This is a genomic window from Noviherbaspirillum agri (genome assembly GCF_054780595.1).
In genome coordinates, this window is record NZ_BAAGWA010000020.1 from 45,286 (window position 1) to 59,511 (window position 14,226).

At 58.0% G+C, this 14,226-nt stretch carries 15 protein-coding genes; 12 read left to right on the top strand and 3 right to left on the bottom strand.

Annotated features, from left to right (window positions below; genetic code table 11):
- Positions 1–9: 9 nt before the first annotated feature.
- Positions 10–558, bottom strand: coding sequence for a hypothetical protein (locus ACYVIA_RS21040; RefSeq protein WP_460844142.1), 549 nt, complete (start codon positions 556–558; stop codon positions 10–12).
- A complete protein-coding gene (locus tag ACYVIA_RS21045) occupies positions 558–1,859 on the bottom strand; it encodes an NCS2 family permease (protein WP_460844143.1) in 1,302 nt (433 codons plus the stop codon). Before ACYVIA_RS21045 ends, ACYVIA_RS21040 begins: the two co-directional genes overlap by 1 nt.
- 289 nt (positions 1,860–2,148) lie before the next feature.
- Here ACYVIA_RS21045 and ACYVIA_RS21050 point away from each other — a divergent pair, with 289 nt between their 5' ends.
- From ACYVIA_RS21050 to ACYVIA_RS21075, 6 genes are all read left to right on the top strand, one after another.
- Complete coding sequence (locus tag ACYVIA_RS21050) at positions 2,149–3,678, top strand: ABC transporter ATP-binding protein (protein ID WP_460844144.1); 1,530 nt, start codon at positions 2,149–2,151, stop codon at positions 3,676–3,678.
- Positions 3,671–4,732, top strand: coding sequence for an ABC transporter permease (locus tag ACYVIA_RS21055; RefSeq protein WP_460844145.1), 1,062 nt, complete (start codon positions 3,671–3,673; stop codon positions 4,730–4,732). Before ACYVIA_RS21050 ends, ACYVIA_RS21055 begins: the two co-directional genes overlap by 8 nt.
- Positions 4,732–5,658, top strand: coding sequence for an ABC transporter permease (locus tag ACYVIA_RS21060; protein WP_460844158.1), 927 nt, complete (start codon positions 4,732–4,734; stop codon positions 5,656–5,658). Before ACYVIA_RS21055 ends, ACYVIA_RS21060 begins: the two co-directional genes overlap by 1 nt.
- 103 nt (positions 5,659–5,761) lie before the next feature.
- On the top strand, positions 5,762–6,352 hold the full coding sequence (locus ACYVIA_RS21065; RefSeq protein WP_460844146.1) for a c-type cytochrome: 591 nt from the start codon (positions 5,762–5,764) through the stop codon (positions 6,350–6,352).
- Positions 6,353–6,570: 218 nt separating this feature from the next.
- A complete protein-coding gene (locus ACYVIA_RS21070; RefSeq protein ID WP_460844147.1) occupies positions 6,571–7,647 on the top strand; it encodes a BMP family ABC transporter substrate-binding protein in 1,077 nt (358 codons plus the stop codon).
- A 479-nt stretch (positions 7,648–8,126) separates the two neighbouring features.
- Positions 8,127–8,546: a hypothetical protein gene (locus ACYVIA_RS21075; protein WP_460844148.1), complete on the top strand. Its 420-nt coding sequence runs from the start codon at positions 8,127–8,129 to the stop codon at positions 8,544–8,546.
- A 216-nt stretch (positions 8,547–8,762) separates the two neighbouring features.
- Here the strand turns inward: ACYVIA_RS21075 and ACYVIA_RS21080 are convergent, their stop codons facing one another.
- Positions 8,763–9,770, bottom strand: coding sequence for an integron integrase (locus tag ACYVIA_RS21080; protein WP_460844149.1), 1,008 nt, complete (start codon positions 9,768–9,770; stop codon positions 8,763–8,765).
- A gap of 149 nt (positions 9,771–9,919) precedes the next feature.
- Between ACYVIA_RS21080 and ACYVIA_RS21085 the strand changes: the two genes are divergently transcribed.
- The 6 genes from ACYVIA_RS21085 (at position 9,920) to ACYVIA_RS21110 (ending at position 13,981) form a co-directional block, all read left to right on the top strand.
- Positions 9,920–10,474 carry a HEPN domain-containing protein gene (locus ACYVIA_RS21085; RefSeq protein ID WP_460844150.1) on the top strand — a complete coding sequence of 185 codons (555 nt, stop codon included), beginning with the start codon at positions 9,920–9,922 and terminating at the stop codon, positions 10,472–10,474.
- 90 nt (positions 10,475–10,564) lie between these two features.
- Positions 10,565–11,056 (top strand): hypothetical protein, encoded by a 492-nt coding sequence (locus ACYVIA_RS21090; RefSeq protein ID WP_460844151.1) that lies wholly within the window; start codon positions 10,565–10,567, stop codon positions 11,054–11,056.
- Between the two features lie 484 nt (positions 11,057–11,540).
- Entirely contained in the window at positions 11,541–12,359 is an 819-nt protein-coding gene (locus ACYVIA_RS21095; protein ID WP_460844152.1) for a hypothetical protein, read from the top strand.
- Between the two features lie 148 nt (positions 12,360–12,507).
- Entirely contained in the window at positions 12,508–13,035 is a 528-nt protein-coding gene (locus tag ACYVIA_RS21100) for a hypothetical protein (protein WP_460844153.1), read from the top strand.
- Positions 13,036–13,115: 80 nt separating this feature from the next.
- A complete protein-coding gene (locus tag ACYVIA_RS21105) occupies positions 13,116–13,505 on the top strand; it encodes a DUF6331 family protein (RefSeq protein WP_460844154.1) in 390 nt (129 codons plus the stop codon).
- A gap of 68 nt (positions 13,506–13,573) precedes the next feature.
- On the top strand, positions 13,574–13,981 hold the full coding sequence (locus tag ACYVIA_RS21110) for a GFA family protein (RefSeq protein ID WP_460844155.1): 408 nt from the start codon (positions 13,574–13,576) through the stop codon (positions 13,979–13,981).
- Positions 13,982–14,226: the final 245 nt, after the last annotated feature.

The window sequence follows — 14,226 nt, forward strand, 5'->3', positions numbered from 1 at the left end:
ACGGCTGTCCTACATCGACAGGTCGCAGACCAGTTCCGTGCGTTTGCCGTCCGGTGCTGGTTGCAGCTCCGGCATGATGTCTCCCCAGCCATGGTCATGCGGTACGAGCTTCACGCCTGCATGCGCAAGCCGGGTCTTGACCTCGTCAACGGGAACGGAAAATGTGATTGCCACGCCCGCGATACCGGCGCCAATACCCCGGTACGGCGCGATCTGTGAAACCGGGATGTCATAGAGCGCGGCGCCGGAAACAGGGATCGTCAGGGTGTAGGACTCTCCATGGGTGCGCAGCTTTGCCCGCCCGAAGAATGGCGCCAGCCGCTTTCCGCCGTCGGGGCGGGTGAGCTTCGGGCCGCCCAAATGCTCATCGACATACGCGGTGATGAGCTTGTAGTTGCCTTCCTGATCGTAGGTGCAGCCTTTCGCCATCCCACCGTAGATGTCATCGAGCGTCATGGCGCTTACGGCCGGTGCGCTTGCAAGCAGCACAGCGCAGATGCCCGCTACGCGCAGCAGGGACGCACTGGCTCGCGCGCCCTGGCCTGGCCGGGTAAGCATCACTCTGCGCCGAGGTACACGTAACGGAAGATGAAGATCGCTGCGATGATCCACACGATGACCGGCACTTCCTTGGCGCGGCCTGTGAACAGCTTCAGTCCGGCGTAGGAAATGAAGCCGAATGCAACGCCGTTGGCGATCGAGTAGGTGAACGGCATCATCAGTGCGGTAATCACGGCCGGCACGCTCTCGGCGCTGTCCTCCCATTTGATGTCGGCCAGGTCGCGCATCATCAGGCAGGCGACGAACAGCAGCGCCGGCGCGGTGGCGTAGGCGGGCACGGCGCCCGCCAGCGGTGCGATGAACAGGCAGGCGAGGAACAGCAGCGCGACGGCGACGGCAGTCAGGCCGGTGCGCCCGCCTGCCTGCACGCCGGAAGCGCTTTCGATGTAGGCGGTCGTGCTCGACGTGCCGAGGAAGGAGCCGGCAACAATCGCGCTGCTGTCGGCCAGCAATGCCTTGTTCAACCGGTCCATCTTGCCCGACTTGAGCAGGCCGGCACGGTTGGCTACGCCCATCAGCGTGCCGGTGGCGTCAAACAGTTCCACCAGGAAGAAGACCAGCACCACGTTCAGGATGCCGATGGACAGTGCCGCGGACAGGTCGAGCTTGAAGGCGGTCGGTGCGATTGACGGCGGTGCGGAGACGATGCCGTTGAACTGATTGCCCGCGAAGAAAAAGCTCAGCACGGTGACGACGACGATGCCGATCAGGATCGCACCGCGCACGCGCAGGCGATCGAGCGCGACGATCAGGAAGAAGCCGAGGATCGCCAGCACTGCCGGCGCCTTGTGCAGGTCGCCCAGCGTGATGTAAGTGGCCGGATGCGGTGCAACGATGCCGGCATTCTTCAGCGAGATGATCGCCAGGAACAGGCCGATGCCGGCGGTGATGCCGGCGCGCACCGAGTGCGGAATGCCGTTGATGATCATCTCGCGGATGCGCAGCACGCTGACGATCACGAACAGGATGCCGGAGATGCATACGGCGCCCAGTGCCGCTTCCCAGCTGTAGCCCATGCCCTTGACGACGCTGTACGCAAAATAGGCGTTGAGCCCCATGCCCGGGGCCATTGCAATCGGGTAGTTGGCATACAGTCCCATCACCATGCTGCCGAGCGCGGCGGCGATGCAAGTCGCGACGAACACGGCGTCCTTCGGCATGCCGGCGTCACCGAGGATGGAAGGATTGACGAAGATGATGTAGGCCATCGTCAGGAAGGTGGTCAGACCGGCGAGCAGTTCGGTACGTACGTCCGTCCCGTGTTCCTTGAGCTTGAAGAAGCGTTCCATCCATTGCATTTTTTATTCTCCTGAAAACCGGGCAGGGCCCATGTCAGCCAAGATGAGGCGAGGGCAGCATTATGCCGTTTTTGCGGTGTAGATACTGCGCTGATGAAACAAATACCGAGATTGTCTGTACCGCGCTTGCCGGTGCCGCTGACCGCCCAAGAAAAATATGTGCCAGCACAAAAATTTTTCTATATTTTTCGACAAGAAACGCGGGATTGATAACAAGAGCCACTAACATAGCGCATTTATTTGTCGCAGCATTAATTTCCTCGCCGCGCGATGCCGCAATGAGCCTCACATGGACACCCGCTTAACACTAAGCAAAATCACCAAAAAGTACCCTTCGGTGGTTGCCAACGACAGTATCGACCTCACGGTACTGCCGGGCGAAATCCACTCCATCCTCGGCGAAAACGGCGCCGGCAAGTCGACGCTGATGAAGATCATCTACGGCGCGGTCAAGCCGGATGCCGGACAGGTTTTCTGGAACGGCAAGGAAGTGCACATCGCCAATCCCGCCGCCGCGCGCCAGCTCGGCATCGCGATGGTTTTCCAGCATTTTTCGCTGTTCGACACGCTGACGGTCGCCGAGAACATCGCACTCGGCCTGCCGCCCGATACCGACATCCATGAACTGAGCAAGCGTATCGAAACGACCGCGCGCCAGTACGGCCTCGACCTCGAGCCGCAGCGCCATGTGCACACGCTGTCTGTCGGCGAATGCCAGCGCGTGGAAATCGTGCGTGCGCTGCTGGCCAAGCCGCAACTGCTGATCCTCGACGAGCCGACCTCGGTGCTGACGCCGCAGGCGGTGGAAAAGCTGTTCGGTACGCTGCGCCAGCTGGCCGACGAAGGCTGCAGCATTCTCTACATCAGCCACAAGCTCGACGAGATCCGCACCCTGTGCCACAAATGCACGGTGATGCGGGGCGGGAAGGTGACCGGCGTGTGCGATCCGATGGAAGAAACCGCCGCAAGCCTGTCGCGCATGATGATCGGCGCGGAACCGCCGGCCGTACATGCAGCGGAACGCACACCGGGTGACAAGGTGCTGTCCGTGCGCAAGCTGTCCTTATCAAAACGACATCCGTATGCAACCGAACTCTCCGACATCAGTTTCGACCTGCATGCCGGCGAGATCGTCGGCATCGCCGGCGTCTCCGGCAACGGCCAGCAGGAGCTGCTGTCGGCCTTGTCCGGCGAAGACCCGCGCGCCGCCGCCGATGCGATCCTGCTCAACGGCGAAGCGATCGGCCGCATGAATGCCGCGCGCCGCCGCCAGAAGGGGCTGGGCTTCGTGCCGGAAGAACGACTCGGCCGTGGCGCGGTGCCGGATCTGTCGCTGGCGAAGAACATCCTGCTGTCGCACCAGGACGAGACGACCGTCTCGCACGGCATGGTGAAGAACGGCGCAATCAACAGACTGGCCGCCTCCATCATCGACCGCTTCAAGGTGAAGGCGCCGGGCCCGCAGGCTACCGCAGGCAGTCTCTCGGGCGGCAATTTGCAGAAATACATCGTCGGCCGCGAAGTCGTGCGCGAGCCGAAAGTGCTGATCGTGTCGCAGCCGACCTGGGGCGTCGACGTGGGTGCCGCCGCGCAGATCCGCGCCGAGTTGGTTGCGCTGCGCGACGCCGGTTGCGCGCTGCTGGTGGTGTCGGAAGAACTGGAAGAACTGTTTGAGATCTGCGACCGCCTGATCGTGATCGCCAAGGGGCGCGTGTCGCCGCCGGTGGCGCGTTCGCAGGCCAGCGTCGACCAGATCGGGCAGTGGATGAGCGGCTTGTGGGACGGTGCCCCTGCGCAGAAGGAGGATGCCCATGCTTAAGTTAGAAAGGCGCCCCAGCCCGTCGGTGCTGATGTCATGGCTGTCGCCGGTGCTGGCGCTGGCGCTGACGGTCATTTGCGGCGTGGTGCTGTTCATCGCGCTCGACAAGGATCCGATCGAGGGGCTTGCCATTTTCTTCATCGAGCCGATCAAGGATGTGCAGGGCTGGGCGGAAGTCGGCGTGAAGGTCGCGCCGCTGCTGATGATTGCGGTAGGACTGGCGATCTGCTTCCGCGCCAATGTGTTCAACATCGGCGCCGAAGGCCAGCTTGTGCTGGGCGCGGTTGCCGGCGGCGCGGTCGGCCTGTACTTCGACCAGGGAGAGGGCGGCGGTGCGTTGATGATCACGCTGATGCTCGTCGCCGGCATGGCGGGCGGCATGGCATGGGCGGCGATCACCGCCTTCCTGCGCGACCGCTTCCACGCCAATGAAATCCTCGTGTCGCTGATGCTGGTGTATGTCGCGCAGCTGCTGTTGAACCTGCTGGTGCACGGCCCGCTGCGCGATCCCGAAGGCTTCAACTTCCCTCAGTCGCGCATGCTGTCCGACGGCTTCCTGCTGCCCACGATCATCGAAGGCACGCGCCTGCATCTGGGCATCGTGATGGCGGTGGCCGCGTCGCTGATTGGCTGGGTGTTCCTGATGCGCAGCTTCGCCGGCTTCCGCCTGCAGGTCGGCGGCATGGCGCCGCACGCGGCGCGCTATGCCGGCTTCTCGTCGCGCAAGGCCTTGTGGACGTCGATGCTGCTGTGCGGCGCACTGGCCGGGCTGGCCGGCGTGGTGGAAGTGATCGGCCCGATCGGGCAGCTGACGCCGTCGGTGTCGCCCGGTTACGGCTTCGCCGCGATCATCGTCGCCTTCGTCGGCCGCCTGCATCCGGTCGGCGTGGTGTTCTCGAGCTTCATCATGGCGCTGTTCTACATCGGCGGGGAGCTGTCGCAGTCACGGCTGGGCATGCCGAACGCGATCACCGGCGTGTTCCAGGGCATCCTGCTGTTCGCGCTGCTCGCCTGCGACGTGCTGATTCACTACAAGATTCGCTGGAGTAAATGATGGACTCATTTGCGTTAACGTTGGCTCCCTTGATCGCCGCGTCGATCAATGCCGGCACGCCGCTGATGCTCGCCGCGCTCGGCCTGCTGATCAACGAGAAATCCGGCGTCGTCAACCTCGGTGCGGAAGGCATGATGCTGATGGCGGCTGTCGTCGGCTTTGCCGTCGCCGTCAATACCGATAGCGTCGCGCTCGGCTTTGTCGCCGGTGCTGCCGCCGGCATGCTGCTGGCCGGCTTCTTTGCATTGATGACGGTCTGGCTCGGCACCAACCAGTATGCGACCGGCCTTGCACTGTCGCTGTTCGGCGGCGGCGCATCGGCCTATATCGGCATCAGCTATGTTGGCAAGAGCCTGGAAAACCCGAAGTTCGCGCTACCGTTTTTGTCTGACATTCCTTTCCTCGGCACGGCGTTGTTCAAACAGCATCCGATGGTGTACCTGTCGCTGCTGCTATGTGCGGCGATTGCATGGTTCCTGTACCGCAGCCGCGCTGGTCTCGTGTTGCGCGCGGTGGGCGAGTCGCCATCGTCGGCGCATGCGCTCGGTTACAACGTGCGGGCGATCCGGCTCGGTGCCTTGCTGTTCGGCGGCGCCTGCTGCGGACTGGCCGGCGCGTTCATGTCGCTGGTGTACACGCCCTTGTGGGTGGAAGGCATGGTCGCCGGCCGCGGCTGGATCGCACTGGCACTGACCACGTTTGCGACCTGGCGCCCGGTGCGCGTGCTGATCGGCGCCTACCTGTTCGGCGGCGTCACCATACTGACCTTCCATGTGCAGGGCATGGGCGTGGCGATCGCGTCGCAATGGCTGTCGATGCTGCCGTATCTCGCCACCATCGTGGTGCTGGTCCTGATCTCCAGTAATGCGAACTGGATCAAGCTGAACATGCCTGCGTCGCTCGGCAAGAATTTTCATCCGGACTGAAAAATTCTGAGCAGGCGCTGCTCCGGCTTTGCGATGCTCAAGGTAAAATTCGCGCGGTTTTGATTGGGATATGGCAACGATTGACAATGGAAAGGAGCATGCAATGAAGTACCGTTTTCTGGCATTTGCGACCCTGCTTTCACTGGCGTGTGCCGGTGTTTCAGCGATGGACGTCGAGGAGCGGGTGGCCTCGCAATGTTCCTCCTGTCACGGGCCGAAGGGCCAGTCCACATCGCCGATCTTCCCGTCGCTGGCCGGGCAGAATCGCGAATACCTGGCCAAGCAGCTGCATGACTTCAAGGCCGGCCGGCGCAAGAGCGATACGATGGGACCGCAGGTCGCCGAGCTTCCCGATGAGGAGATCGCTGCCCTTGCTGCCTGGTTCAGTATCCAGCCGGCGAAGCAGCACCGCGTCAGCGACGAGGACCTGCTCGCTGTCGGCCGCTACATCTACCGCAAGGGCAACAGCTGGTCGGGCGTTCCGGCCTGTGCGGACTGCCATGGCGCCGACGGCCACGGCACGACGACCCTGCCGCGTCTGGCAGGACAGAATTCGCGCTACCTGCTGATGCAGTTGAAGGACTTCAACCAGCGCGCACGAACCAACGACAACGCCGTCATGCACCTGGTCGCTTCCCGCCTGAGCGAGATGGAAACGAAAGCGGTTGCCGACTACCTGTCGCAATTGCCCTGAGCGTTAGAGCGATTCGCCAGCGCATGAAAGGGGCCTACGCCGGCCGCGCCGATCTCGAGTCTGTGATGCTCGCCGTACATCACGTACGGCTGCGCTTCTCACCCCGACCTCGACTCCCTTGCATGTGCTGTCAAACCGCTCTAGTTTTTTGTGGTCCGGCTGTTTTCCCACGCAGCGCGGACTGGTGATGCATAGTGGGGTACCACCTAGAGGAAAACATGTCCAAACGCTTCCTGCGCGGCGCCGTTGCCGCCCTTGCCATGCTGCCCATGATCGCGGCTGCAGCCGATCCTGCGCCGCTGAATGTCGGCTTTGTCTATGTCAGCCCGATCGGCGACGCCGGCTGGACCATGCAGCATGACATCGCCCGCAAGGAGATGGAAAAGACCTTCGGCGCAAAGATCAAGACCAAGTTTGTCGAGAGCGTGCCGGAAGGCGCCGATGCCGAGCGCGTGATCCGCGACCTCGCGCAGCAGGGCAACAAGCTGATCTTCACGACCTCCTTCGGCTACATGAACCCGACGCTGAAAGTCGCAAAGCAATTCCCGGGCGTGAAGTTCGTGCACCTGACTGGCTACAAGACCGCGCCGAACGTCGCCACCGCCAACGCCCGCTTCTATGAAGCTCGCTACCTCGCAGGCGTCCTCGCCGGCAAGATGAGCAAAACCAATGTCGCCGGCTATGTCGGCGCCTTCCCGATCCCGGAAGTCCTGCAGGGCATCAACGCCTTCACCCGTGGCATGCGCAGCGTGAACCCGAAGGCCGAAGTGAAGGTCATCTGGGTCAACAGCTGGTTCGACCCGGGCAAGGAGCGCGATGCCGCGCTGACGCTGATGGGCCAGAACGCCGACGTCATTACGCACCATACTGACTCCACCGCCATCGTGCAGGCCGCGGAAGAGAAGGGCAAGTACGCGGTGTCCTACCACTCCGACATGAAGAAGTTCGGCGCCAAGGCGCAGCTCGCTGCAGTCACGCACCACTGGGACAAGCTCTACATCAAGCATGCGCAAGACGTCATGGACGGGAAGTGGAAGTCCGGCGGCGTCTGGGGTGGTATCAAGGAAGGCATGGTCAAGCTCGAAGCGATCAATGCCAGCGTCCCGGCTGATGTGAAACAGCTCATCGCCGCGAAGGAAAAAGAAATCGCCAGCGGCAAGCTCACGCCGTTTGATGCCCCGGTCAAGGACAACGAAGGCAAGGTCCGCCTCGACAAGGGCTCGCTGAACGACGACGCGCTGAACAAGATGGACTACTACGTGGAAGGCGTCTCCGGAAAACTGCCGGGGAAATAACCAACCGTCGGATGGGATCACGCCCGATCCCGTATCACGCATGAGAAAGGGCCTGCAGAAATGCAGGCCTTTTTGCTTTTCTGGCAAGAAAATTCACGGCGGAAAGGGTCGGATATGCCTGCTGTTTTCGCTATGGCAACAGACGAAAAATCTTCTGCAAGGCCTGCAAATAAAGGTTAAACTCAGCGTACTGTATGAATAAACAGTATGTGAATCGGGCAGGGTAGATGCAGTTTGAAGATGCAATTCGACGGTGTGGTTTGCGCCTTCCAATTCACATGCGTTCACGGATGCCCGGGAACGTGCTTGAAACCATAACGTGCACCCCCAAGTTCTGATCAAGGGCACAGTCTGCAAATGCCACGACGCAGTCCGAAAAGCAGAGCGGGCAGCAGGTTTCAAGACAGGTTCCAGGACAGCATCCATGCGGCGCCGGGGTAGTGCAACCAGGCCGCCGCGCTTTGAACAAGGAGGTCACTATGTTCAAGACTGGCACATGGGTAGGCGCGGGCCGCTGGCCGAACCAGAACGCGCATCCCAATCACTGGCAAAAGCCGATCCGCGGGCAGGTCCTCGACTTCTGCGACGTGCGCGCATGGGCAAACTCGATTCACTTCCCTGAAGACAATCCCCATGCCGGCGACGTGATGGGCCACGCATTGCGACTACGGGCCGAAGGCGCGCTGGAAGGCCTGACACCGGTCTGCTGGGACTTCATCACTCATCGGCGCGTGACATGGGAGAAGACCTCCGCGCTGCGCACCTATGAGGACGATGTGCTGATCTGGCGTGCTGCACGCGCCTTGCGCCTCGATGAAATCGAACATCCCCGCCGCCGCAAGCCGCGCGACATCCGCGAGTTTTTGCCGGAGCAGCAGAAGCATCTGGCATTGGCCTGAACCTGGTACCGGCCACGGCCTTGATAAGACTGTAGGCAAGATCTGCGAGGCGATACTGAACAGGCTTTCAGATGACGAGGCTGTCAGGCGGAGAGGGCGCCGGGAACATCCGGCAAGGAAGGCAACCTCGCAAGGCAAGACATCCTGTTGACCATCACATCAATCCTGATCGTCAGTGTGCGAGGCAACATGGGGCGGAGAGATGAAGTGGCAATCTCAAGCGCTACGGTCGATCGGCGAAACCACCCCGCGCCCGCCCCTGTTCAGGACATGCGTGTAAATCATTGTGGTCGACACATCCGCGTGGCCCAGCAACTCCTGTACGGTCCGGATGTCGTAACCTGACTCAAGCAGATGGGTCGCGAAGCTGTGGCGCAGCGTGTGTGTGGTTGCAGGTTTGGTCAATCCGGCAGCGGCGACTGCACGTTTGATCGCACGCTGCAGGGTCTGTTCATACATGTGGTGCCGTCGCACCACACCGCTACGCGGATCGGTCGATTCATGATCGGAAGGGAAGAGCCAAAACCAGCCCCACTGCACGGATGCCCGCGGGTATTTGCGCTCCAGTGCGTCCGGCAACATCACTCCCATGCGCTGAGCGGCGCGGTCCGCATCGAAGAGCGCGCGCGCCGCTGCGATCTGCTCGCGCAATGGCACAACCAGCGTCAATGGCAGCATGGTGACGCGATCCTTGCTCCCCTTGCCGTCACGCACAGTGATTTCGCGCCGTTCAAAATCGACGTCCTTTACACGTAGCGTCATGCATTCCATGAGGCGCATCCCGGTGCCATACAGCACCCGGGCGATGAGAGCGTGGGTGCCGGACATTCTGTCAAGGACGGCGCCGACTTCAGCCGGTGTGAGTACAGTCGGCCGCTTCGGCGGGCGGGTGGGGCGATGTAGCTGTTCCATCCAAGGCAGTTCCACCTGCAACACCTGCTTGTACAGAAAAAGCAGCGCGCAAAGTGCCTGCTTGTGCGTGGACGCAGCGATCTTGCGCTCATTGGCAAGGTAGGAAAGAAACGACTGCACCTCAGCCGCGCCCATTTCCGATGGATGCCGCAAGCCGTGAAAGCGGATAAACCAGCGTGCCCAATACACATATGTCTCTTCAGTGCGAAAGCTATAGTGTTTGTCGCGGATACAACGTCTTAACTGATCCAGCAGCTTCGGCGACCTTGCCGGGAAAGGGACGGACGGACTAAACTGAGTGACGTTTTTCATGGTTATTTATAACTGTGTTTTTATACAGTATATTGTCAAAAACATCATGCCGCAATGGTTTGCGTCAATTCGGCACGTCGGGTTGGATGGACAGTGCGTCGAGTTGATCAGACCGGAGCTGTCAATCCAAATCTAGTTAGATTTTTCAAATGAATTCAAATGCACTTCAAACATTTAATCATGCAATTCAGGACTCCACTGACCTTCTGAAGCACTTTGATGCACTTAATACCAAGCCTCCACCACCAGATATTGAGGTTCTGAAGCGTGCCAGCCTAGTAATGGCGCTTGCCGCACTCGAAACGTACTTTGAGGACAGAATTACTGAAGAGGTAAATTCGATTTGCGGCAGGCTCAAAGAAAATGGCTCCCTTTCTGACTTCTATCGAAATTCCTTAGAGGCCGATCTAAAGTTATTTCATAGCCCCAGCACTGATAGGGTTCGCCAGCTTTTTCAGAAGTATCTTTCAATTGACGTTTCAGAAGCTTGGAGCTGGAACAACTGTGATTCGGCAAAAGCAAAATCAGAACTGAATAGGTTAGTTAAGAAGCGTGGTGATATTGCGCATCGCTCATTACGCCCTGTTTCCGGAGTAGCTCAACCACAGGAGCATGCCGTGACTAGAGATGAGCTTCGAAAGCACATCCACTTCATAACGCAAATCGCCAATACAACGGATAGGTTTTTGGCAGAAAAAATCTAACAACTCATTCCAGGGCCGACCCAGTGTCAGGCTTCGCCTGCCACAGGTCGCCCTGAATTCCAACGTTAAACAGCACGGAGAAAGGGTTTGATGAATAAGGGTAGCTGGGCGGATTTGTTAGTTGAACCGAAGGCGTTACTTGGCCCGTACCAAGCTATACCACCTTCGCTCGACTCGTTTGCGCCGCACTCCATCCGAATGGATTTCGATAATGTGGCAGTTGCTGGGCAGTTTATGGAATTGCCCCGAAACCCGTCAGAGAAATGGGCGTACGGCGAGCGATTCCGTGCCTATGCTGTGTTTCAGTTTGCAGAAGTACGGAAAGTGCAGTCTGCTGGATTTTTGAAGCCTGCTGCGGAAGACGACGTACTACATGGCGTTCCAGTTGGTGAGCTGAGCCAATGCGTTCTCGAAGAGACACCGGATGTATTTATGATGATTCCCGGGCTCGATAGGGCTACGCATTGGCGCCGATTCTCGATCAGGACTTCAACCTTCAGCCTTGAGCTAGAAGCCGGAACTGTTCAACTTTTTTGCGGACGTCAGGCGCATAGCCAATACGGATGGCCGCATGTTGTTTAACTCTCCAATCAACGCCGACGGCTGCGCCGCTGGTTATCTCGGTCGTTAAATGTCCATGGCATTGACTCAACAAGACTGTGAACGCATTTTGGATAGCATGTCTCCGGACTTGCAGTCCACGTTTCTGTCGCGGCTTGGTCATTTGCTGACTGTGGTAGGCCGTAAAGCATACGAATTTCAAGGCCCTGGGGTTACGGACCCAAGATTATTGCTCGATCTAAACGAGATCCATCATCGGCTCTACACGCAGATAGAGGGCATCCTTGCTGAAGGAAAGCTTGTCTTTACGTCCGACATATTGGCTGCTTGGCTTACTGCTGAAGGCAAGTCGGAAATACTTCAGCAAGCTTGCTTTCTAGCTTTTGAAAGGTGCCTGCAAAATGGACCGCACAGTCTTTAATTCAACATTCGAGCCGTGCGTCCAGGAATGCCGGCCAATTGGGCGTTAAAGAGAATGTCACCATCAAATAATAAGTCTACACGGATGGCGAAGCGGTTAGCTGCCGTTATAGTTATTGCCGCCATTGCGCTCGGCGTTGTGATGGCATGGGGGGAGGCATATTCATTTTATTCGAAGGCAAAGGCGGCTCAATCGCTAAACGACTCCTCGGTATTCCGCGAAAATAAAAATGACTATGTGATAGGTGAACTTGGCGGCGTCCCGGTTCGAATCCCGCGCGCATATGCTCATTTGGTCGAGTACGACGGTGCCCCCCATTGGTTAGAGCCAAGGAAGGGGCGCACTCCCCAGCGCAATTTTCAATCGAAGCTCGCCAGTTTTGGGTTTGATCTTGGCTTTCCTGAAGTCGAAGTACGAACCATCGAGAATTCAAGGCAAAACCGCGATGTCGGCAAATACGGGCAAATTTGGATGTCAGTCGGTGTTAGTTCAAACTCAACATATGGCTCGGACGGCGACAACGCCTTAGACAACTACACCAAGGGAAATATATTTGCCGAGAGTGGGCCGGGGTATCGTTATCAACAAATGTCTGAACAGCTATATGACTTAGTAGGCTACGAGCCCATCGGTGCAGACGAGTTGAAGCGAATTAACGGTCACTCACCCGACTATAACGATAAAAATATTTATATTCATAGAGGGGAGCATGGCAAGGTGGATACATACATTGAGTGCAGCAACAAGGCGCACGTGTTAGCACCTTGTACTCTTAAATTCAATATGCTTCCTGAAATGCGCGTGCGTGTATCGATCCTTTTCAGCAAAGGGTATCTTTCAGAGTGGAAGGAAATCGTGTCGTCCACCAGAAACATCATTCTTAGTTTTCGCGCTAACCCCTGATTCTGGCGATGAGAGAAAGCCATAATGTTCATAGCATGCAGCCGACTTTAACTCCATATTCGACGGTGACACCTAACGGCGCTCGTCAATGAGCCGTTATGCGTAATCATCAAAATTAGTGAACACCTGTAAGGTAAGCGGAGGGAATATGCCAGATAAGTACTCGAAATTAGACAAAGAAATTCTTCATTGTGTTTGGCGAATGGACCCAAATGAGTATGACGACGACAACGATTATCAGGAAAACGTGCAAAACTATCAGCCGGAACTTGAGCGACTTATTGCCCTTGGACTGCAGCAAGGTTCAATGGTGGCTCACCACCATGTAGGAAGCAACTCGAAGAATAATTTTTACGATCTCGAAGATTCTGAGCCAGAAAAAGCTGAACAGGAAAAAATGCTTGCAATAGATAACCTTCAGAAAGCGGCACTGCAAGGTTGCCCTGGAGCGTGTGAAGAAATTTTCTTGGAAGGTCTTGCGCTAGGGATGGATAAGGTTACCTGGGGTGCTTACTCTCTTCTTCTTTTCAAGACAATGGATCGTCTACAAACCAACGCAGGCTCTGATTTCCCTGTTGGTCACGAAGCAGAAATTGAGGATATCCACTCTAAATTGCTAAGACAGTTGCAAGAGAATGGTAAAGAAATCTGGGATAGCTGTGGTTGTTTTGGCTGAATTGCGCATAACTAGGCGCTCAAACCGACGTGTGCTGCTGCGCATCACACGCGGTTTAGCTCAGCGTTGGGCGTCAATAAATGAGCAAGCGTAACCATAAAGACGACATTCTTATCGCCGACGGTGAATGGATCGAATTCATCAGTCTCGAAGGACGATATGATCAAGCGGTCGAAGTCGATGAACATCTTGCAGGACTTTGGCCTTTGATGGATCGCTTAGAGACTCAATGTGTTGCTGAGTGCTGTGGTTTCGATGCTTACGACTTCACTGGCAACGGTATTGACGAGGCGCTCCTGGGTCTTGATTTTGTCCAGCTGCATGAGGCATGTGAACAGGCAAAAAGGGACATTGAGGCGACCGGTAGCGGCGTCGTCATGAGCAGCAAGATGAACAATCTGGCAGACAGACGCGTGTTTATCCGCTTGCTCGATCACCTTGATAGTCGCATTACCAAAGGAACCGCCTAACAAGGCAATGCACCGGGCGCCACAGGCGCCGATGATCGTTAGCGTAGGCCGCAAAAAGAAATAACGTAATGACTCAAACAATCTCCGGCGGATGCGCCTGCGGCTCAATCCGTTATGTGTGCACTGGCGATCCGGTCGCGATGCTCAATTGCCATTGCCGCGACTGCCAGCAGTCGAGTGGAGCGCCCTTCGCATCGGGCGTCGTCGTGCGAGTTGCAGACACAGAGGTGTCAGGCAGCCCGGGCACGTATTCTGTTCAGGGCAGTAGCGGAGGCACTACGACCCGCAGCTTCTGCACACATTGCGGAACGCCTTTATTCACTCGTGGCGAGGTCGTCCCGGACCTGATGTCCATCCGCTTTGCCTCACTCGATGATCAGGCCGGATTCAAGCCGATGGTAGACATCTGGACGTCGAGCGCACAGCCGTGGGTGAAGCTCAGCGAAGATATCCCTCACTATCCGCAATCGCCCTAGCGTGGGCGCGCGGCGCTTGCTGTCTGAGTTCGAATTTGAAGTGGAACAAGACCAAGAGCCTAACCACAGGTTGGAGCCGTCGGCTTCGCCGCGGCTTAACTTGAGCGTTGGGCGTCATGATCGTAAGCGCCCGGCCATCCCGTCTTGAGGCTGGAGGAGCGTGAAGTTACGCGGCGGGACGCCAGCGATGCGGCAGGAGTTCGTCGATACGGCGGGCCGGCAAGGACGGCAAACGTTCCAGCACA

Bases quoted from the DNA above. Each gene is read 5' to 3' on its own strand.
- ACYVIA_RS21055 (WP_460844145.1), top strand. From the start codon at position 3,671: ATGCTTAAGTTAGAAAGGCGCCCCAGCCCGTCGGTGCTGATGTCATGG.
- ACYVIA_RS21065 (WP_460844146.1), top strand. From the start codon at position 5,762: ATGAAGTACCGTTTTCTGGCATTTGCGACCCTGCTTTCACTGGCGTGT.
- ACYVIA_RS21040 (WP_460844142.1), bottom strand. From the start codon at position 558: ATGCTTACCCGGCCAGGCCAGGGCGCGCGAGCCAGTGCGTCCCTGCTG.
- ACYVIA_RS21050 (WP_460844144.1), top strand. From the start codon at position 2,149: ATGGACACCCGCTTAACACTAAGCAAAATCACCAAAAAGTACCCTTCG.
- ACYVIA_RS21070 (WP_460844147.1), top strand. From the start codon at position 6,571: ATGTCCAAACGCTTCCTGCGCGGCGCCGTTGCCGCCCTTGCCATGCTG.
- ACYVIA_RS21100 (WP_460844153.1), top strand. From the start codon at position 12,508: ATGCCAGATAAGTACTCGAAATTAGACAAAGAAATTCTTCATTGTGTT.
- ACYVIA_RS21090 (WP_460844151.1), top strand. From the start codon at position 10,565: ATGAATAAGGGTAGCTGGGCGGATTTGTTAGTTGAACCGAAGGCGTTA.
- ACYVIA_RS21110 (WP_460844155.1), top strand. From the start codon at position 13,574: ATGACTCAAACAATCTCCGGCGGATGCGCCTGCGGCTCAATCCGTTAT.
- ACYVIA_RS21075 (WP_460844148.1), top strand. From the start codon at position 8,127: ATGTTCAAGACTGGCACATGGGTAGGCGCGGGCCGCTGGCCGAACCAG.
- ACYVIA_RS21095 (WP_460844152.1), top strand. From the start codon at position 11,541: ATGGCGAAGCGGTTAGCTGCCGTTATAGTTATTGCCGCCATTGCGCTC.
- ACYVIA_RS21105 (WP_460844154.1), top strand. From the start codon at position 13,116: ATGAGCAAGCGTAACCATAAAGACGACATTCTTATCGCCGACGGTGAA.
- ACYVIA_RS21060 (WP_460844158.1), top strand. From the start codon at position 4,732: ATGGACTCATTTGCGTTAACGTTGGCTCCCTTGATCGCCGCGTCGATC.
- ACYVIA_RS21045 (WP_460844143.1), bottom strand. From the start codon at position 1,859: ATGCAATGGATGGAACGCTTCTTCAAGCTCAAGGAACACGGGACGGAC.
- ACYVIA_RS21080 (WP_460844149.1), bottom strand. From the start codon at position 9,770: ATGAAAAACGTCACTCAGTTTAGTCCGTCCGTCCCTTTCCCGGCAAGG.
- ACYVIA_RS21085 (WP_460844150.1), top strand. From the start codon at position 9,920: ATGAATTCAAATGCACTTCAAACATTTAATCATGCAATTCAGGACTCC.